This is a genomic window from Ochrobactrum sp. BTU1, from assembly GCA_018798825.1.
Lineage (GTDB): Bacteria > Pseudomonadota > Alphaproteobacteria > Rhizobiales > Rhizobiaceae > Brucella.
Genome location: CP076355.1, coordinates 58,473 through 79,266, shown reverse-complemented (window position 1 = coordinate 79,266; position 20,794 = coordinate 58,473). Strand labels below are relative to the sequence as shown.

The window sequence follows — 20,794 nt, the reverse complement described above, 5'->3', positions numbered from 1 at the left end:
CGCCTATTCTTATTCATATTGTCCTCGAGATAGGTATCGTTACTTCTTTTGAGGGTCGTTAAGATCCCACTAAACCCGCTAGTATTGTAAACACCGCGAGGGAAAAAATCACGCTGTCAAAGATTATCATCTCCAGTTCGCTCATTAATCCCATCAGCTATTTGTGCAGCTTGTGCTGACAACTTTCTCCAATTTCTTTGCATCTGCATTGTTGCAATGGCCCCGAAGATGCGGCCCTCCATTTTTCTATCTATGTAACAGTCTGTACGCGTTTGACGTCACTGTTCTGTTCGAAGCAGAAAGATTTATGTATAGTGCTCTTGAGAAGAGAGGATATAAATCTTGAAATCGGCACAACCCATTGGGCCGATTTGAAACTAGAGAAGATGACTACAACGAACAGCGCGAAGTAGCCAATTTCGTTGAATTCTTTGATTGGCATTGTTCCTACGGCGGTATCCATGAATCGCCGATGTATAAGGATCGCCACAAAAGAAAAAGGGGCCAGACGAGAAATCGCTTTGTTAATGGTCTCGGAATGCCAGATGCGGGATATCTCGTAGTATATGACAACAGTTGCCGCTGCAAACAAGTACGCAGTAAAACCTAGTGTCATTACATTCAATCCGTTGATTATGTAGAAGACAATTAATGTCGCCACATAAATGCACGATGTTAAAACAATGTAACGACGAAAACGTTCGGTCGAATATCCATTGTACAAGTATATACCAAACATGAACTCGAAAATTCTTGTTGCTGGGTTCATCGCTTTATTTGTGGATGGCGATATCCAACTAAAGATTCCGTTTATCTGATCAGAATGGTAGCTAATGAAACTTAGACATAACCCACCGATTACAGCTACAAGTCCGAATTTTTTTATGGTCGCGCTACATAGGGGAGCGATAGCAAGGAAAATGATTATGAAGCCGGTGAACCATTCACCGACGGTGAGGTATCCACGCATTTCGAGCTTGGAAACCCAGAGATAGCCATCAAATCCTACGATGGTTGCCAATAGATGGCCAAAGTTAATAGGCTCGTCTGTGATTAGTTTGAAAAAGTTTGAATATGTCGTGAGGCCGAAAATATGTTTGAAAACTAGAGCTATACATCCAGAAAACACGAAGGCAACCCAAATCGGTGGAAGCAATCCAGTGATTCGATTTATGTAGAACTGGCTAGTTGAAAACTTAGATAGAGCGTTCGCTGCCAGAAATCCGGAAATTATAATGAATATACTTACGCCATATTGACCAATAGTGGTGTGAAGGTAATATAAAATGCCGCCAGATACTCCACCACTCTCAAGCGAATATACGGTATGCGAGATCATCACCATAATGATCGACGCCACCCGTAGATGGTCAATGAAGAAGTGGCGTTCCATTTCGGCAGACATCGATTCCCCGCATTGCACTGGATGTACAGTGTAAGCGGTTGGGTTTAACCTGCGCACCAGAAAATGCAACACGGTTTTGACATAATTGTTAACTTTTCGCCTTTTGCCTAGAGGGATCTGAAGATGCAGATCGTCTTAGCCTGCAACTGGTTAGACTTGCCGTGAATTCTCGTTCCGAGGGATTATCCCACCATCCCATGCTCTTTTACCAGCGATGAGATACTTAAGATCGACGATCCCCTTTCGGTGGGACCTCGTGTACTATCTTCGCTGACGTGCTCCCGTTAAATTAGGCCATTCAGAACTGAAATTTTCCACTTATGATCCCTTATCTGGGAGAAGGAGAGTTCCATGAAGACATCGAAGTTTTTAGAAGCGCAGATTGCATTCGTTTTGAAGCAGGCAGATGATGGCACGCCGATTGGTGAGGTTTTTCGGAAGGCAGGTATTTCAGACGCCACGTTTTATAACTGGCGCAAGAAATATGCGGGTCTGATACCAGCCGAGATGAAGCTGTTACGGCAGCTCGAGGAGGAGAATGCCAAGCTGAAACGGATCGTTGCTGATCTGTCTCTGGACAAGGCCATGGTTCAGGATGTTTTGGCAAAAAAGCTCTGAAGCCTGCACGCAGGCGGGCGCTTGTCGACACTATTAAGTCGGATTGGAAAGTCTCGGTACGACGCGCCTGTTCGGTGCTCAAGATTGATCGGTCACTTTATGTCTACAAGTCAAAGGGCGGCGAGCAGGCTGAACTGAAGCTTAGGATCAAGGACATCTGTCAGACACGGGTTCGCTATAGGTATCGGCGCGTGCATGTGCCTCTCAAGCGTGACGGCTGGCCCGTTAATCCGAAGCGAATCTATCGTCTTTACAAGGAGATGGGACTTCAGCTGCGGAACAAGGTTCCCAAACGACGTGTGAAGGCGAAGCTTCGCTCTGATCGCACAGATGCGACCTATTCCAACCATGTTTGGGCAATGGATTTTGTCCATGATCAATTGGCGACTGGACGGAAGATCCGCATCCTGACGGTGGTTGACACATTCGCACGCTTCTCGCCAGCAGTTGATGCCCGCTTCAGTTATCGTGGTGAGGATGTGGTGCAGACCTTGGAAGGTATATGTCGTCAGGTCGGTTATCCTGCGGTGATTCGTGTGGATAATGGCAGCGAATTTATCTCTCGTGACCTGGATCTATGGGCTTACCATAAGGGGATGGTGCTCGACTTCTCCCGGCCCCGGCAAGCCGACAGATAACAGCTACATCGAGAGCTTCAATGGAGAGTTCAGAGCCTAGTGCATGAACGCCCATTGGTTCACGAGCCTTGACGACGCCCGCATTAAGATGGAGGATTAGCGTAGAGACCGTAACGAATTCCATCCACATAGCGCCATTAGCAATAAGGTGCCAATGGCGCTTAAATAGCTCAACGGAAACCCGACCGTTTTGAGCCTTAAACCCGGAAAATTCCTGTTCTCCGTTGCCCAAATTCGGGTTGCACATCAGCGCACGTCAACTCAGCAAAGGACGATGAGCGAATGAGAAGTTGAGCCATCAATGAAACAACTTGTCATCAAAAAAAACTCGCCTATCGTATGGGTAATGATTATCGAACTGCCAGCGGGACTTCGAAGAAGAGCGCTAGCCACCAGATTCATTAGATTTCCCCGGGGTGGTGCCAGCGTTTTTATTGACCAAGAAGCCCGATAAAGATAATTAACGCTCCTTCAATTTTCATCAAGGTAGAACTACTACAATGGTCATATCCGCGGACACATCGTTACACTCTTTGCACAAGAGGCTAGTCGAGGAACTACGACTTGTTAACAACGGCTCCGCAGAAACAGCGCAACTCGCTCTTCAGTTTGACGCCACCGCTCGACAACTCTCTTTAGTGCAAAATTCTCTTTCTTGGCGACTGACAAAGCCATTACGGGGCGTGAACTCCACTCTGATAAAAATGGGCATTCCGACTCGAGGATTGCGAAATCTTAGCGTGGCCTTCATGAGTAAGCTGAAACGGGACGGCATCGTCGCTGCCCTATCAAAGACGTCCGCCTACTTGGGGATGCGATATACATCTAAGATACGGAAAACGTCTATCGTGAATCCGGCGCAAGCATACGAAGAGCCAGAATCGCACCCAAAAGCGAATTCTTTATTTGGAAACAATGTCACCCTAATCTGCGAATCGACGTTGCCACAATGCTTCAAATACCGCGTTGCGCAGAAGGCAGACATGCTTCGGATGTTGGGTATGACGGTCGACATAATTGATTGGCGACAGACCGCAGATTGCCTTTCTTCCCTGCAAATTAGTGCCATGGCGATATTCTATCGTGTACCGTTTTACCCAAGCGTACAAAAAATTTATAGTGAAGTAAAAAGACTCGATATACCTACATTTTGGGAAGTAGACGATCTCATCTTCGACGCAGAATTATACAAATCTAACACTAATATGCAGGCGCTCCCGGTTGAAATAGTCAAAGGGTTATTGGAAGGCGCAGAGCTCTATGGAAGTTGTCTGTCTGCGTCGGACTTCGGCATAGCTTCCACGGAAAAGTTACAGGAAATAATGTCCCGTGAGAAAACCACTTGGGTAGTGGAAAATGCACTTGATAAGCAAACCGTCGAAATTGCTAAAGGCCTACGTCGCGAAAAGAAATTAGTTAAACAGACGAAGAATACTGTTGATATCATGTATGGTTCTGGGACAAAGACACATGACATTGATTTCAAAGAGGCTGAGCCTGCAATAATATCAGTCCTAGCGAAGCGAGCAAATGCACGGTTCATCGTAATGGGAGACCTTACTGTTAGTAAGGAGTTGGAGACGTCATCCCAATTTGTTCGCTATCCCGCTGCTGATTTCAAGAGTTACCTGCGGAAACTGTCGATGGCGGATATTTCGATAGCCCCCTTGGAGGCGTCGGAATTTAATGAGGCGAAGAGTAACATCAAGTACTTAGAGGCTTCAGTACTAGGCTTGGCTTCGGTTTGCACTCCAACTTCTCCATTCGAGAATGCGATACAGCACGGTGAAAACGGGTATCTCGCTCGGACATTTGAGGAATGGGAGGGTTCGCTTCTCGAGTTGGTCGACAATGAAGAAAAAAGAATTGAAGTTGCCAAAAACGCTTATAAATTCGTTTATCGAAACTACAGTCCATTCAGAATAGCTCGTCGACAGTTACTACCGGCAGTGAGTCACCTTTTGGTGGAGAAAAAGAAGAAAAGAATACTCTCCGCCAACATATATTTTTATCCTAGATCTTTCGGTGGTGCGACCATAATTGCCGAGCAGATGATTTCTCGCCTTTCAAATGATGAAGGTATTGAACACTTCGTTCTTACCATAGATCAGGAAATAGATGGCCCTGATTACTCTCTGAAGAGGTATAAAGCTTTAGGCGCTGAGGTCATAGCGATTAAAACGCCAATATACAGGTCGAACGTCGATATGCTCTACGATAGAAAAATGCTAAAAATATTTAGAAATATTTTAGAAGCGACAGACCCGGACTTAGTTCATCTTCATTCCATCCAAGGGTTGGGTTTAGCACTGCCCGAGGCATGCCGTGAAACAGGTGTACCCTACACAATCACTGTACATGATACATGGTGGCTTTGCGGTCGACAATTCATGGTTAATGATCGTAACGAGTTTTGTCAGCAAAGGCGACTTGACCCTGTAATTTGTTCGGTCTGCGTAAGCGATGCGAAATTCGAAATTTACCGCCGTGAGATGAGCAGACTCGCGTTGAACAATGCAATCAGGATACTCGCTCCAAGCCAATACATTAGGAATATTTATATTGCGAACGGTGTCGACTCCGAGAAAATCACACTAAACAAAAATGGTGTGCGCGAACCTAACAGGAATTTGAATTCGGATCCCCGTCCACTAACATTCGGATATGTCGGCGGCAAGACAGAGATCAAAGGCTGGGATATGGTCGTGAAGGCCTTCAACGAGCTGTCCTCGGCGTATGACATACGCTTAGCTGTCGTAGATAACGCTCTTAACCTCGGGTATCGGTCAATAGATAAATCAGAGTTTATCAACCATGACAAGGTGGACGTCGTACCTGCTTATAAGCAGGAAACAATCGATGACTTCTTTTCGACGATTGATGTCCTCTTGTTTCCCACGCAGGCCATGGAAAGTTTTGGGTTGACTGTAAGAGAAGCTCAAATACGGGGGAAGTGGGTGATTACGACAGAAGCGGGCGGAGCGATCGAAGATATTAATGACGGCGTAAACGGCACGGTCATCCCCATGGCAAAAAACCCGAAGTATCTTATTGAAGCAATGAAGGAAATTATAGAAGAGTTTTCCACGAAGCCTCCCCTAGTAAATCCCCATATCGTCACATTCGCAGAACAAGCTGAAGATCTACGACTTCAGTACGGTGAACTGATCCGTTAAATGGGTAGGAGGCGGGATAACGTCTTCCTCAATGCGCGAAGTGGTTTTGTTAACCTCCATGAGGAGCTCTTCCTCATGAGTTCGACCGCCAATCGCGCTTCGATCAACTCTTGGGAAATTTCTGAGCAGATTCTGTAGTCAATTTCGCGGTTCTGATGCAAAACCGCATTATCTGCTTCCAGATTTTCCAATTTTTCAGTGAGACGACTCACAATGTTCTCGAGGTTCTCAATTTGCTTCTGTCTTGTAAGCGACTGTTCTTCCAGACGCGATAGATTGCACTCGTTCTGAAGAATAAGCCTTGATTGCTGATAAGTGAGACGCAAATGATTTATTAATTCTCCATTTAATGCACCTTCACGTTTGAGCAAGCTGATAAGTTCATTATCGAGTTTACGTTGTCCTTTTTTCGCGGAAAGCGCCAACAGTTCGGACACCAACTTGCCGAGCATATACTTTTCGGCGTTCTCCTGCTTCAGTTGTAAAATTGCGCTGGCTGCGGAAAAGTACCCCCTGATAATCTCATCAGCAATTTGTGGAGCGCTTAACTTTCGTCGACAACAGCGGCCGGAAAAATTAAAGTACTCTGCCTCCTGAAAGTTCTCTAGACTCAACCAACCTGGACCGCCAAATCTGTCGTATACATAAATTGGAACTTCCGAAAACAACGAATACTGAACTGATTTTCCAATGGTGATCACCGCATCGTAGCGACCAAGAACATTAGGTGTTAATCTTTGAGCATATTCAGGCTCTCCGATGTGATCAACCTGAAAACCCATGTTTTTAAGAAGTTCTGCTGCATCCAGTACTTCGCTGGGAACATGATTAGATATAATCAACATACGACGAAGGTCTTTTGGCCTTACGCGAGATTGCATAAACTCATCGGGTGCAGCATTGTAAAATACTCTTATCAGCCGTTTGGTTATTCCTAACTCTCGCAGCCTTGCAGCGGTTTCCGGACTATTTGCTAACAGTATATCGGAAGCATTGGCTATCGCAGCAGGCACTTCCAACGGATGGTAAGCCGATAGACAGATCGACGCGATGTAGCACTTCTGTATGCTCTCAACACCATGTTTAAAGATGAGGTAGGAAAGGAGCTGATGCTGCGACCATATGAATTCGAATTCACAGGGACTTGGGCAATCGTCCACCAATACAAACGGCAAACCCGTTTGGTTTACGTGGGATTGCATCGGCTCTCCAATATATCCCGCCGCAATCAATACTTCGCAACCAGCTCTACGAAATTCGATAGCTGTTTCCAAAGCTACAATTTCAGAGCCACCGAAGTGAACAAGATGATTGGTTAGGATGAGTACCTTCATCAGAATATTGCGGCCACTTCTCCGTTATCTTGTCTACTAATGGGGTTAATCTTCAAGTTTTTTGCTTATAAGATAAACCAAGCCGAAAGCTTTCACAAACTCGGCGCACTGCCCGTAAGTTTGTCACACAGCCGGCAAGGCAACAAGGCTTTTGCCTAACATAGACAACGGCGTTGCTTTGCTGCCGAGCGCTGTCCCACTCGAAACCGGCAACTTGGTCAGGGTTAACCAATATGATTGGCATCCAAGCTCGTTGAACGATGCACGCGGTCAGCTCGCTGAGTTGCTAGGTTACCAAAACTACTTCACCGGTTTTGGAAGGTCGGGGAGGAGGCGTCCAGTTGAAGCAGATTTCGAAGAGATGATCGCCAGCACATTGAGGCGTATTTCTTAGGAGAGACCTGCTATCTAGACCGAAATTGCTAGACGCTTGGCTTGCAATTTGACCTGCGCCGTCACCCCCAATCAAACAATTGTTAGTCGCGTTATCGCTCCTCGTGCTTCTGTGAAAGATTCGGTGATTCTCCCGTTCCGGGTCCTCACATTTCAGCTTACGATACCATGTTACGAAAGAGTTAACACACAACGCGGTGGGTTGAGGTATATGATGAAATGCACCCTCGCGGGCGATCGGCCTATTGCGCAGATAGACGCAAGATTGTTCTCAGACACCCATGACCATGCGGTACCGTTCTATAATCTAAATTTGATAACGTCGACACCTAAAGACATTGACCGTGAATGCTCCATGGGTCACGGTGAAGAACATCTTGAAAAGGCAAATCATGAGAATCCACGTCGCCGCTAGAAATGACGAATACGCGAAGATGTTCATGCTGAACAATCCAGGAGCGAAAGATGTCGTACTACACCAGGGTACGAGCTCGCTCTTTGAATTGCTGCAGAATATCATCGCCGGTGATGATGATTATGCCCTATTCGTACACGATGATGTTTTTCTGCCATCAGGTATCAACGCTCATATTGAAGAACTGAAAAAAGAGTTGGACGCAGATTGGCCAAATTGGGGCATTTGTGGCAACGCAGGAATCGTTGCTCCTACCCTTGCGGGCAATTCCAGGGCATGCCGATATTTGTTCGACCCACACGGCGGACCATCCTTGTGTGGCTACATGCTGCCCGCTGAAACAATTGATGGCAACATGATTTTATTGAACTGCCGGGCATTGCGACAAGCCAGTGTCAGCCTACCTAATTTCAAGGGCTTCCAATTCTATGACATTAGTTTGTCAATTGAGACACTCGCTGCTGGACTTGCGGTGCTGATTGCACCCAATCTCGCCTGTTACCACGACAGTAAAGGAAATCAATCGGAGTTTGACAGCGCATTCAGCGCAAAAGGTCTCCGCGATTATTTGGCAAACAGACTTTCAAATGAACTCGTATATACGCTCAACGGAACACTGAAACTTCCATCCGCAAGAACGCAAGGGCAGTTCGACATTTGCGGTAAGGCAATCGAAAACGCCTCCACTGGACGACCTAAAGCAACTATAGCTTTTGTGATCATATTTGGGTCTCAAGATGACGCTTCTCTGTCACGCGCTGTGACCGACACCTTGAAATTCTCAGAAGTTTCTCAGAACCAGTCAATACGAACATATGTTGTAGCAGGAAATTCCGATAAAAATATCGACAGGTTATCGCATAGCAATATCACTGTAATAAACATCGATTTGCCGCACTGTGATGATAGAAAAAGTTTCCTTATTAGGGATGCAATTAATGTCATTGAAGAAGAATTTGTTCTATTCATTGAGGATGGTGATTACATTGTTTCCGAAAATGCCGAATACATATCTAACTTGTTAACTTGCTTACCGAAGAATTCCAGTTTGGTAGTAGAAAATAGATTTTTTTTCAAAGATTCTACAGAAGATCTAAAAAATACGGTTTCAAAGAAAGGGCGTCATTCACATGATTGGCCTCTAATTTTTAACGGTATTGATGAACTTCCATTGTGTAGTGTATTTTATAGTACAAAAACACTCAAAAGAAATCCAATAGACATCTATGATAAAATTACGTTTTTTGAAAACTATACAACAGCTATATTTTCTCTTTTGAACCCGACTTCTATTTTCTTCAGCACCCCAAAGCTTCTAAGCACTTCACACCGCCGAGGATCTAACGACGCGGGGGGAACAATGACACTTTCTCGGCAGTCGAGAAGCTACCAGTCACGTGCAGAACTGGCTCGCCTTCTGTGTTTGAACAAGTCGAGCAGTATAGCATTTTCGATTGGAGAGGCTTTTGTCGCTGCGTCCAACGATAGCAACAGTCAGCATTTCGTTGGGAACCCGATTCTCCAACTTTCGTGGTTGGATAGAAAAAGCTTAGCAAGCTCAAGGTTTCTTCATGGCCTGTTCGCTTTCATCTTAAGTCCAAACCATTACAGGTACAATCTTCAGAAACTGGCTTCCGCAGTGAGAAGCGGCGGCATTCGTACTGCCGTGAGAACAGTAGCAGATATGCGCGAGCAGAGACACTATACTCTGAAGTAATCAACTGAAGGCCCGCGGCCATCCAGAAACAAAAGTCAATCGAATGCTCAATCCTCACTTAGCATTCGTGTTATAAGAAGCACGATTATCGTCCGGATGTCATGCAGGTCCTCTACAATTGAATGTAAGCGCTTAGCGGATACCGTTAAGCTTCAAGTTCCAAAGGATTAGAGCGTCTACTGTGAAATTTGCCATCCGTTTGCGATGCGCATTTGGGTCGGGGAGGCGTTACGGCAGTTGGTTCGGACGAGCCGACTGTGGACGAGTCGGAGGGGAAGAGGCTGAAAGCTCGCATCCGCGATATGGAGCGTATGCTTGGTCGCCAAGCGATGGAAGTCAAGCTGCTCCGTGAAACCGCTCAGAAAGTAGACTCAAAACTACGGATATCGCGGCAAATCTTGTTAACCAAGGACAGCTCCGACGAAGGCCGTGTCTGACACGCTGGACGTCTCCCGCTCGGCTCTCATCGAGCGGTTGAATGACAGATCAAAGCCACTCCGACCTCATAAAAGTTGACGCTGCGAAGCTTCTGCCCATTTTTCGGAGGCCGGTAGACCGGAGGTCAAATTATGCCTATCCGCAGGTCGCCACACTTCTCAATCGCGAAAGGCGATCGGCCGGTAGCCTGTCGTCAATACCAAACGGGTTCATCAAATAGTTGTCAACCACGGCAAATTGCTGGAGGAGCATACGGCCGTTCCTAAGGAGGCAATCACGACGGCAAGATCGTGGATATGCATGCAAACCTGAGATGCTGCTTTGAAGGACTGGCGTTCACTGCTGGAATGACGGAATCATTCGCGTGGTCTTGATCATCCCCTCTCGACCAGGAGATCATTGCCTGGATGGCAGTCAAATAGAGGTCGCAGCAACGTGGGCTCCACATGCCACAGAGCATCTCTCAGACAATGGGCAGCCTATACGGCGACGGATACGAGACCGTTCTCTGAGGCGATAGTCTTACACAATGGTTCAGGACAGTGGCGCCCCCCGTTAGGCAGCCGGTCGGACGCCCTCGTAAAAGCCCCGAAGCGGGATTACATTCATCCTCGCTGTCAGTACATCCGACGCAAGACCGTGCTTCATGTTCTCACTTCTCGAATTCCCCGCAACACTCATGAGCCGATTCATTCAAAAGCAATACTGGGAAACGCTTTGTTGCGAAGGGTTTGCCTATACTGACCTGCAGCCTTCGCTCCCGCATCGTAATACGCCAAAGTGTGGCTGTCGAAAGTCACATAAGGGAGAGCCGTCCACCACATCAGGTCAATTCCACCGAGTTGAGCTTATGTAGTCAACACTTCACCCGATGGCAGCCCCTCGGACGCATTTTTATGCTGAGACTATGGCATACGCGAACTCGCATGCGGTCTACGGCGTCTGATAAAGAAATTATTAGGAGAACTAACAATGTCAGCAGCCTGTCGGGAAATCTAGAATAGCCGATCAACTTTCAAATGTTCGATAAACCCAGAATTTGCTAATGAAGAAGCTGAATGCAGGTACAATCAACAACATGCCAGGAAGTACAAATTTCCAGTCTAAACCGATCTCCGAGGTAATAATCCATACATTCAAATGATTCATGAATAAGCCACCTAATGACATCAATATGAATCTAAATAAGTTCCCTTGCGCCTTAAATGTTAAGACACGGTTCCCAAAGAAAGAGACTGGTACCGCACAGATGAATGCAATAACATTTGCAGCCAAAGGTTCCCAATTAATCCACGATAGAGCAGTAAAAACTGCAGCGTGTAAAAACGTTGCTAGCAAGCCAACGAACCCGAAAAAACCTATCTGATGAAATATACTTTTCATTTACTTCGATACGTATACCTTTCGAACAATTACTAGCGGTCGACCCTTTGTCTCTATAAATACACGAGAAAGGTATTCCCCAATCACTCCTAAACCGATTAGCACAATACCATTCGAGAACAACAGGACGACCATAAGGGATGCATACCCCGGAACATCCCGAAGACCAAGAACCAGAACCTTGAAGACAACCACGAGACCATACAGCATGGCGCAACCCGCAATGATAACGCCTAAATAGCTCCAGACCCTCAATGGAGACGAACTGAAAGAAGTAATTCCGTCTAGTGCGAAACTCCAAAGCTTTCTATAGTTCCATTTGGTATTACCTACTTCTCGCGGAGGACGCTCATACTGAATTGTCTCAGTCTTGAATCCTAGCCAAGCGAACAATCCCTTGTTGAACCGACTGCGCTCGGGAAGTTGCTTTAATGCATCTATAACAGCGCGATCCATTAAGCGGAAATCGCCAGCATTGGGCGGTATACTAATATCGCTGATTGAATTGATGATCCGATAAAAGGCATTCGCTGTAGTTCGCTTTAATGGAGTATCTGTCTCCCTTTTAGTCCGGACTGCTAATACAACCTCAGCTCCCTGCTCCCATAGCTTCAGCATTTCGACAATAAGCTCAGGAGGATCCTGAAGATCTGCATCGAGAGGTATCACTGCTTGGCCACGCGCTTGCATGAGACCAGCAGTAAGAGCAGCTTCCTTGCCAAAATTGCGGCTTAGATCTACGATTACAACCGAAGGGTTTTGTCTTTGAACTTGTTGTAAAGCCCCCAAAGTGTCATCGCTGCTACCATCGTTAACGCATATAACCTCGAAAGAGCGGTCCGTTTCTTCTAGAATAGGAAACAACCGGTTGAAAAGAACCGGCACCGCCTCCTGTTCATTCATCATAGGAATGACAATAGAAAGAATAGGCGCATCAGCCATCTTTTGACTCCAAAAACTCGCCACTGGCGCATGATAAACACACTCTATGTGCAAAATCTATTGTCGCCCAATGACCACCTCGTTCCAGTCCAATCGAATTATATGTGCTGGTTGACCCATTGTAGGGGCCCTGATAGGAAACCTAAAACGACAGGCGTGGTCTTGATGCATATTCGCAAGTTTTCATCTATCGATATAGTGCTTCCATTAGGGGCTTTTTTGGTAAGCTTCGTTGTATTCATTCTCCGTCGACCTGACATCATTACAAATCCAAATTTCTGGGCGGAAGATGGTGTGGTATGGTATAAGCAGGCGTATAGCAATGGTCCCATCTCACTACTTTGGCCACAAGATGGTTATTATCAAACCGTCTCAAAGTTGACAGGTTTAATTTCTCTTTTTTTTCCTGTCGCTTACGCTCCTCTCCTTTTCAATATTGTATCCATCGCCTTTAGAAGTATTTTAGTTTCTTTTATACTTTCTTCCCGAATGAATTATTTCAGTTGGAAAGGGAGGATTTTGGTTTGCTGCTTTATTGTACTCATGCCTGGGTTGAGTGAAGTTCATGCCAACATTACAAATACACACTGGTATTTATCAATGTGGCTCGTGTGTATTATAATATGCAATAAGCCCCAAACGAATATTTGGTTCTGTCATGACATATTCGTGACATGCTTGGCCGGTCTAAGTGGACCATTCATAATATTTATCGCCCCTTTAGTTTGCATGAGAGCGTGGTTCGATGCAGATTATCGCCGGTATTTATTTAGCGGAAAAGGGTTGTTATTTGCGGGAGTATTCACGACCATCCTTCTCGTACAAGTGGTAACAATCCTAATTCTAGGGCAATCCGCGAGGGTAAGTGCTCCGTTGGGATTTTCATTTGACATACTCACTAGCATTCTGTCTGCGCGAATATTTTTGGGCGCCTTCTTATCGGAAGTACAAATCCATTGGCTGTTCGACCAACATGTCCTAAATACTTTAATCTCGATTCTCGGAGTACTTAGTCTGATTTACGCGTTCTTCAAACTAACATGGCAATTTAAATGCGTAATTCTTTTTTCATTTCTAATGATATTTACTGCACTGATGAAACCGATGATAAACGCAACTGAACCGCAACTTCAGTTTTTAAACAACGTCGGCGGAAGATACTTTGTTATTACCAGTATAGCTTGGTTTACTATTCTCATCTCCGTGGGCTCTGATTTGTTATCCCGTTTAAATAATACAACGAAAATTATTGCAACTACTGTATCGATGGCAGCTATAGTTGCCTTAATCGCGCCAAACTTTCGAATGCCCCCTCTTCGTGACACTATGTGGAGTATTCAGGCATCGGAGTTCGCGAAATTGCCGGCAGGAACGGAATATACCTTCAATATAAATCCAGAAGGTTGGACCATGAAACTAGTTAGATAGTTTTCGCGCCACTATGACCGTGGAGACCAGAGTTCTACCCATTTCATGGTTCAGCTCGGCTAGTTTTTCTTATCTGTTATAATCACCGACGGGAGGCCATGACGAGCGCCGAAAGTAGGTGCAATCGTTATTGCCTTCAATTCATTCGTCGAGGGACCGGAGCGATGTTCGTCCCTTGAAACCTGGGACAGGCTGCGTATGCTCGGGTTGGTCAGGAGCGCCGTTCGATGAACTTTAGCTCAATCCGCCTACGTTAAGACAAAGATATCCACAATTGCAATTGCCGTTTAAGTTAGTACCTCACAACTAAAGGTGCCAATGATGGAAGGGATAAGAAAGGGGTGGGCCCTGCCAGCGTCTGCACTTCAGTCAAATGAGCACCAGCGCGGGTATAAGCGCCGAACCTTGATTTTGCTGTTATAAAGCTTCCGTGGGGAAGGTAGCTTCTTTCCAGCAACGTTAGTCTTTGCCCACAATGCTATGACCCGTGTGACCCTAACACTGGATTACCGGCGCCTCGCCTTTATCCCTAATTATGACTATCCACCGATCCGATGGCTTGTACTCCACGCGCCTTTGATCCGCCTGGCTGCCGTTTGATGAGATCTGAATTGGAGACGCCCAATTTGTCTACGGTGGTCTTCACCGGGTGCAAATATTTGCCAAAAGAACCGCTGCGATAGGCATTATACGCCGCTTGATTCCGCCCTGACGCGGCTACGCAGTTTTTTGATCTCGATCAACTTGTTTCAATCCGCGAGTTAGCTTCAGGCTTCTTCATTTCTGATTCCCGGACGATTAGGTTGTCTGACTCCAAAGCTGCCCCGCGAAATGAACTGGCACCCGCCGGGAGGCAGATCGGGCGAAATGCCATGCAGAGGTGGAATAAAACTGCCGCTTTGCCTAGTTCAAATTTGGATCACTGCTTAGCCTGCCATTCTTGCACCAACATTTCTATTTTCAGCTGCGCTTCTGCAATCATTGGTGTATACCGCCGATTTTCAAACCCCCAAAGTGTCGACGTAGCATCCTCCTTGTGTCCTGCAATAAATGGCAGAACAACAACAACGCGAAGGTCTTCTTGGCATTCAAGATATCTGTCGATTGTATTCGTGACAGCATCGTCGTCGAGGGGATTCCAATTCGACAACAGTTTTAAAGCGCGTTTATTATATATATTAAATACAGTGCTCGTCATTTTGTCGATAGTAACATAGATGCGTCCATCAAACGTCTCTACAGACAGTACCTTTGCATTTGGATGGATGTCGGCCATTAAACCTGAAAATATATCCCAATCTTCTTTCCGCTGGTCGAGGTAGCCGTTTACCTCATGTAGAATTGCGTTGAAATTTTGTGGAAGGTCAGCATCGTCTTCGATAACGATCAGCTTGTCTAATCCATTCCCGAGAGCAAAACGCGAAAGGGCGTTAAAGCTGCTACCACAGCCGATCCAACCCAATCTGTGTCGGATGCCGTCAAACAGTTCGCACCCAACCGGTAACGACTTAGCCAACGACCGTCGCCTATCTATCGTCTCTGGTAACGAGAGGGCAAAAAAATCACTTTGGCGAGCCACATAGATTGGTCCATCTAGAATCACATTGGCTGGAACGACACCAATGGCGACGAGGAAGCGGTCGAACATAAAGTTGAAACGTGCAGTGCTGACAGAGACCGCGGGTGCAATCGTTTTGCTTATTACTTCAATGTTGTCTAGCATTTCAGAAGCGGCGGCCATCATAGCGTCAATCGAACCCTCATCGAAAAATGTCACCGCGCCATCAAGTTCGGGATACTCATTTTGGTCTGTCGTACCTTCTGACAGAGCCGGTACCCCTAATGAAATACATTCACACAAGCGTGGCATCTCTAGTAGAGCGCCCTCATAGTAATGAATATTAATGACAGCCTTAGCCTGGCGAAGCTCATCGTATAACTCCGCTCCAAATAAGTCATTACAAATTTTTACTTTGTATTTTTCTTGGAGCTTATTAAGAAATGAGCGTCTCCTTTCACTACTTAAACTATCTCCGTAGAAAATAAAATCATACTTTTTCGAATTTGTATTACTCGCAAATGCATCTTCATTAACAGCTCCAATGGGAAGATAATGTACATTGGGGTAACTCAAACCATTTCTGGCCAGAAAATCGATATTCGTTAAAGAATACTCTAGGACGCCCAGCGAATCCTTTAGTATATTCATGTATTCCTGCGTGAACCAGCGCGAACTCACCGACTGTTCAAGCTGAAAAATTACACGCTTGCTTGCTGGAGGAAGACGTTTAAACATCTGTGCGCATAAAACAATGTAAAAATCATGGTCAAATGTCTGAACCGAACCGGTGATAATTTCACTCTCAATTCCATGTTTCGCTAGACGTTCCGACACCGCCCGCGCGATGAATAGGGTGTGCGGCGTACAAAGGATTCCCCACACTACACCGTTTCCATTGGCGAGATGGCGGCGCAGTTTAACGTGGGAGTATTCTCTCTGGTACCATTTTAGACGCTTCAACAGGCCTGAGAAGTCACCTCGACCTAGGTATCGTAGTGCGTTGTTTAGCTGTCTGAGGCGGCTATAGAGTTTTGGCATTATGAATTCATCCTGAAATGGTAACGAAAAATCGTACGCCGCAAACTTTGGTGGTTGCCGGCGCCTCGCCTATAAGCTTTGACCTCCTGACTTCGAGGCCAAACGAATTAGCTTGCTTTGAACAAACGCCCCAAAAATATCCGCTTTATCGCATAAATTTTTTCCGTGTTAGAGGTTTAGGCAGCGTCTCATCATTCTCCGAAGTAAGTCGCAAGGACCTCATCAGGCGAGCCGTCCATTTTAACTTTTCCGTGTTCAAGCCATATTATTCTATTGCAGTTCTTTTTCATCAAATCCTTCGAGTGGCTCGCCAGAACGAGTATCTTTGTGGAGTCCACAAGCTCGCGCATTCGTGCATTCGCTCTCTCTTTGAAGTCTTCGTCACCGGTTGAAAGCCACTCATCCATGATTAAGATTTCAGGCCGGACAGCGGTCGAAGTCGCAAATGCCAATCTTAACTGCATCCCAGATGAGTAAGTGCGAAACGGAACGTCCAAAAACTCACCTAGGCCGGAAAACTCAGCAATCTGATCGAACTTCTCAGCAATTTCCTCAGTCGGCATACCCATCATGGCGGATCTCAGACGAATGTTTTCCTTGCCGGTCGCATCTGGGTCGATGCCAAGATTGATATTAATCAATGAAACGCAATTGCCGTTGATCACCGAACTTCCGTGTGTTGGCGTATAAATACCTGATAGGACACGAAGAAGCGTAGTTTTCCCAGATCCATTATGACCGATCAATCCGACTCGATCGCCGTCTCTGAAAGTCATAGTAACGTTGTCCAGGCCTCGAACGATTACGAGCCGGTCGCTGCGCCTCTCTATTTTCCCACCAGTCGCTATGCTAAGGACCCTATTTTTAAGGGATCGACTTGTCGAATTATAGATTGGAAATTCGACGCTTACATTTTGAAGTTGAATTAAACTCATTTTCTATAACCAATACGCTACGCGCCAACGATACCGTCCGAAGAAAACGACTGCTAAGATCCAGCCAATCATCGCGCATGTTAACCCGACCGTCCAATCAAGCATTGAAGGTGGCGCCCCGAAGAGCGGGGCTCTTACAAGTTCAATGAAATGATAAAACGGGTTAAACTCGATGAATGCTCGAGAAACATGATCGGGTAATATTTTCACCATCCACATGATAGGAGTCGCGTAAAACAATACTTGCAAAACATTAACAACTACTTGAGTCATGTCGCGAAATCTAGCACAAAGCACCGCTAGAATCAGCATCATCCAAGACATATTCAAGCATAAAATAATAAATCCTGGAACAGCCCAAAGTGCGTTAAAACTAATCATTTTACCGAGTATTAAGAGCAAAGCTGGGAATATTACGATATTGTGAGCGAATATTATCACATTTCTCCATAAAGTTCTCAAAATATGGGTAAAAAGAGGCATCCGAACCTGGAGGATGATACCATCTGACGAGGTAAAAGTTGTGCATCCCTCGCTTAGACAGGTAGAGATGAAGCCCCACGTAATCACGCCAGCGCAAAGATACGGCAGAAATTCACGCATCTCACTTTGAAAAAGCGTTCCGAAGATCAGTCCAAGCGCCCCAATGAATACGGCCATATTCAAAGTCAGCCAAAATGCACCTACGCGTGAGCGGCGATATCGTTGAGCAACATCCTGCCAGCCGAATATCAGGGCCAAGCGATATTTCGATAGAGCTTCACAGATGTCGCGAAGAGCAACCTTCGCTCCCTTTGTCGGCTCGGCGATTACGGCCTCGTGGGTGACATGCGCTGTCGAAACTTCGGTACTCATGATTTTATCTGGGCCAATCTTTTTTTTGTCACTACTGCCATTTTCTCGAATTTATTAGAACGCGTTATAGCGTAATTGAAGAACTAGCGCGGTTAAGTCAACTGCGTCATTATCTTTGAATAAGGCCCTTTTGAGGGGCTCACTCTGTATTCTTTCCAAACCACGCAGCAATTGACCAAAATCATATTGCAAGCTGCCTCAATCCTTAACACGAGTCTGTTGGTCAGCAGCTCGAGAATGACAGAGCTCGAGATAGAAATCAGGGCGCATTGAGAAAGGTCAACGGTGATCAAACTAGAGTTAACGCCCTCATCATAGGAAAATTCGCTCAGCGTCAGGACATACAATCCCCTTGTCTTCTCGCTGGTCGACAATTTTTTAAAGTTTGCCGCTGGTACGCACATCGGTCAGCGCCCAGCGTCCCTTACTGACTCCTGACCAGTCCTGCCGTCTTGTTGCATGCCTGGCGATATTCACGCAATCGAAAGTATTTTGAAGAATCTGTCGCCCTCGGCCTTATAGAAGCCACTGTGCACCTTATGGGGTTATCCTCTCGTAGATCAATTATTGCCGAAGAAACTCAACAACATTTCGCAGTGGCTTCGTAAGTCTCCAACAAGTTGAATTACGCAGTTGGTCTATCTCCTCTTTGTATTCCATTGTGTCTTGACGCGACTTTGCCAATGCCACTAAACCGGTCGCATTTTCTGCCCTTTGAGCATTTAGTTGCTCTGAAAGTACCCGATTTGATTCAGCTAGTGCACTGTTTGACTCGGTCAGCACGCGTAAGTCTTCCGATAGCTTTTCTATCTTCCTCGCATCGTCACCCAAAACTTTAATGCGATCCCAGGCAATCCTATTCACTGTATCCGTTGTGGCACGTCGCAGTTTCGCAGGCCAAACGACTGGTTCCTCAAGCAGCTTGGACGCGAACACGCTCTGTTCACTCATTGACGCAGGTATGGTCGGCTTGAGCGTTTCGGGCCACCAGTCCGCATTGTCTGCGATCTCAAGAAAATTGGCGAGCTGAGGCATGCCGGAGTTCCGCGACTGCTTCCAGCGAGCAGAAAAATGAAGAACCGTTGGCACTGGGCAATAAACTAACGGGTTATCTGGATTCTTCTGAATGATTTCGTGCCATAGGCGCCAATCGGCGGCTGAAGAAACATCTTCTGGCCAAGCATCCCTTCGCGACAACGCGTCCGCCCGATAAGCAAAGCAGCTGGCTGGTATCGAGTTTTGATGCAGCATGAAAACTTCACACTCATCAGCGAATTCAAGATTTGTCAGAAACGGCGCCGCAATTCCATCAGTTGAAATCCAAACGGCCTGCGAATACGCAAGCGCACTGCCGCCGTTTAATGCATTCTCTAAAACCTCGAGATGATCCGGCAAAACCAGGTCGTCGTCCGCCATGAAGGCTATGAATTTACCCCGCGATTGCTTCAACGCAATGTTACGATTTGCATAGCCAAAATAAGGCGCCTTCGGCAGATCAAAGAAGCGAATTCGAGGATCATTAAACCCCTGCAAAACAGCGGCCGTTTCCGAGGGGCAGCCGTCTCCAACAACAAGGAGCTCGAAATCCTTAACTGTCTGATTTAGGACTGACTGTACCGCATGCCCAATCACATCGATCCGGCTATGGGTAGGAAGCAATATCGAAAACAGCGGATCGCTTACCATCCTTTTGCGGCTCCGAAGTCATAGGGTATCAAATCCGTGTCCAGAGGAAGTCGATATTTATCCGGTTTGGAATGATCATATTGAATCGTTGGAAAATTGAGCACTATCAATTCAGACGTACCAATATTATGATCTGCGTGCCAAACAAATTTTGGAACATTTATAAGCCTTGGCTGGCTTCCAGACAAATATACTTTGCAAATTTTATTATACGTGCTCGATTCAGGTCTTGGATCGAACAAAACTAGTTCTAACTCTCCGCTTAATACAAAGTATCTGTCTTCATGCTCTTTATGTAGTCCCCAGCCCTTTACCTTGCCTGGACGTATCGTGAACATGTAGGAAAAAACCATCGGATCGGGATGCCAATTCCAGCGTGGGTCATATATTTCAGTTACGCTACCCCGGTCGTCATTATGACGAATGCTTTCATAGAAAGACATTCCCTCGAGGAGAGGCGCTATGCTGCGGCGATCCTCATCAACAGTTCTTTGATCCTGTTGCGCTGCGTCAAGAGTTATGTTCAGCAGGTTATCCATTGCGTACCTTTGGCGGTGATGTTTGCGGCGGATATAATATTGTCTATGTATATTTTATCGGATGCGGACATTAAAGGACGATTTTAGCGATCAACACGGCAGAACAGTGTGTTGAACGCACGGAGATAATTACAAATATTTGCGGGAGCGATGCGCTGCGCATTTACAAAAAAACGCGTGAAGAGCCCTTGCAGGTTACCTTCAGAAAATTCCTTCGGTCAATTGAAACAGATTATATGATCATCAAGTCGAGTGGGATAGGCAACCCAGGACCTGCAGAGGCCCACCGTTTA

Annotated in this window: 12 protein-coding genes and 1 pseudogene; 4 read left to right on the top strand and 9 right to left on the bottom strand. The window is 46.0% G+C overall.

The features are described from left to right. Positions 1-250 precede the first annotated feature (250 nt). Positions 251-1,405, bottom strand: a complete 1,155-nt coding sequence (locus KMS41_11755) for an acyltransferase family protein (GenBank protein ID QWK79611.1) — start codon at positions 1,403-1,405, stop codon at positions 251-253. 351 nt (positions 1,406-1,756) lie between these two features. Between KMS41_11755 and KMS41_11750 the strand changes: the two are divergent. Next, a pseudogene (locus KMS41_11750) lies at positions 1,757-2,830 on the top strand (IS3 family transposase). A 580-nt stretch (positions 2,831-3,410) separates the two neighbouring features. Then, entirely contained in the window at positions 3,411-5,837 is a 2,427-nt protein-coding gene (locus KMS41_11745) for a glycosyltransferase (protein ID QWK79610.1), read from the top strand. Here KMS41_11745 and KMS41_11740 read toward each other — a convergent pair. Next, positions 5,834-7,171 (bottom strand): hypothetical protein, encoded by a 1,338-nt coding sequence (locus tag KMS41_11740; GenBank protein QWK79609.1) that lies wholly within the window; start codon positions 7,169-7,171, stop codon positions 5,834-5,836. The genes KMS41_11745 and KMS41_11740 overlap by 4 nt on opposite strands. Before the next feature lie 833 nt (positions 7,172-8,004). On the opposite strand from KMS41_11740, the gene KMS41_11735 reads away from it, so the two are divergent. After that, entirely contained in the window at positions 8,005-9,696 is a 1,692-nt protein-coding gene (locus tag KMS41_11735; GenBank protein QWK79608.1) for a hypothetical protein, read from the top strand. Between the two features lie 1,446 nt (positions 9,697-11,142). Here KMS41_11735 and KMS41_11730 read toward each other — a convergent pair. Both KMS41_11730 and KMS41_11725 read right to left on the bottom strand, forming a co-directional pair. Further along, positions 11,143-11,517, bottom strand: coding sequence for a GtrA family protein (locus tag KMS41_11730; protein ID QWK79607.1), 375 nt, complete (start codon positions 11,515-11,517; stop codon positions 11,143-11,145). Next, positions 11,518-12,459, bottom strand: coding sequence for a glycosyltransferase family 2 protein (locus KMS41_11725; protein ID QWK79606.1), 942 nt, complete (start codon positions 12,457-12,459; stop codon positions 11,518-11,520). Between the two features lie 165 nt (positions 12,460-12,624). Here KMS41_11725 and KMS41_11720 point away from each other — a divergent pair, with 165 nt between their 5' ends. Continuing rightward, complete coding sequence (locus KMS41_11720) at positions 12,625-13,887, top strand: hypothetical protein (GenBank protein QWK79605.1); 1,263 nt, start codon at positions 12,625-12,627, stop codon at positions 13,885-13,887. A gap of 919 nt (positions 13,888-14,806) precedes the next feature. On the opposite strand, the gene KMS41_11715 is transcribed toward KMS41_11720, so the two are convergent. The 5 genes from KMS41_11715 to KMS41_11695 form a co-directional block, all read right to left on the bottom strand. Beyond that, a complete protein-coding gene (locus KMS41_11715) occupies positions 14,807-16,486 on the bottom strand; it encodes a methyltransferase type 11 (protein QWK79604.1) in 1,680 nt (559 codons plus the stop codon). Positions 16,487-16,677: 191 nt separating this feature from the next. Further along, a complete protein-coding gene (locus KMS41_11710; GenBank protein ID QWK79603.1) occupies positions 16,678-17,421 on the bottom strand; it encodes an ABC transporter ATP-binding protein in 744 nt (247 codons plus the stop codon). 3 nt (positions 17,422-17,424) lie between these two features. After that, positions 17,425-18,276: an ABC transporter permease gene (locus KMS41_11705; GenBank protein ID QWK79602.1), complete on the bottom strand. Its 852-nt coding sequence runs from the start codon at positions 18,274-18,276 to the stop codon at positions 17,425-17,427. 564 nt (positions 18,277-18,840) lie between these two features. Next, on the bottom strand, positions 18,841-19,962 hold the full coding sequence (locus KMS41_11700; GenBank protein ID QWK79601.1) for a glycosyltransferase: 1,122 nt from the start codon (positions 19,960-19,962) through the stop codon (positions 18,841-18,843). Then, a complete protein-coding gene (locus KMS41_11695; protein ID QWK79600.1) occupies positions 19,956-20,501 on the bottom strand; it encodes a dTDP-4-dehydrorhamnose 3,5-epimerase family protein in 546 nt (181 codons plus the stop codon). Before KMS41_11695 ends, KMS41_11700 begins: the two co-directional genes overlap by 7 nt. Positions 20,502-20,794: the final 293 nt, after the last annotated feature.

Coding starts and splice junctions, on each gene's coding strand:
- KMS41_11735 (QWK79608.1), top strand. CDS start 8,005: ATGCTGAACAATCCAGGAGCGAAAGATGTCGTACTACACCAGGGTACG.
- KMS41_11740 (QWK79609.1), bottom strand. CDS start 7,171: ATGAAGGTACTCATCCTAACCAATCATCTTGTTCACTTCGGTGGCTCT.
- KMS41_11695 (QWK79600.1), bottom strand. CDS start 20,501: ATGGATAACCTGCTGAACATAACTCTTGACGCAGCGCAACAGGATCAA.
- KMS41_11745 (QWK79610.1), top strand. CDS start 3,411: ATGAGTAAGCTGAAACGGGACGGCATCGTCGCTGCCCTATCAAAGACG.
- KMS41_11715 (QWK79604.1), bottom strand. CDS start 16,486: ATGCCAAAACTCTATAGCCGCCTCAGACAGCTAAACAACGCACTACGA.
- KMS41_11755 (QWK79611.1), bottom strand. CDS start 1,405: ATGTCTGCCGAAATGGAACGCCACTTCTTCATTGACCATCTACGGGTG.
- KMS41_11705 (QWK79602.1), bottom strand. CDS start 18,276: ATGAGTACCGAAGTTTCGACAGCGCATGTCACCCACGAGGCCGTAATC.
- KMS41_11710 (QWK79603.1), bottom strand. CDS start 17,421: ATGAGTTTAATTCAACTTCAAAATGTAAGCGTCGAATTTCCAATCTAT.
- KMS41_11730 (QWK79607.1), bottom strand. CDS start 11,517: ATGAAAAGTATATTTCATCAGATAGGTTTTTTCGGGTTCGTTGGCTTG.
- KMS41_11700 (QWK79601.1), bottom strand. CDS start 19,962: ATGGTAAGCGATCCGCTGTTTTCGATATTGCTTCCTACCCATAGCCGG.
- KMS41_11720 (QWK79605.1), top strand. CDS start 12,625: ATGCATATTCGCAAGTTTTCATCTATCGATATAGTGCTTCCATTAGGG.
- KMS41_11725 (QWK79606.1), bottom strand. CDS start 12,459: ATGGCTGATGCGCCTATTCTTTCTATTGTCATTCCTATGATGAATGAA.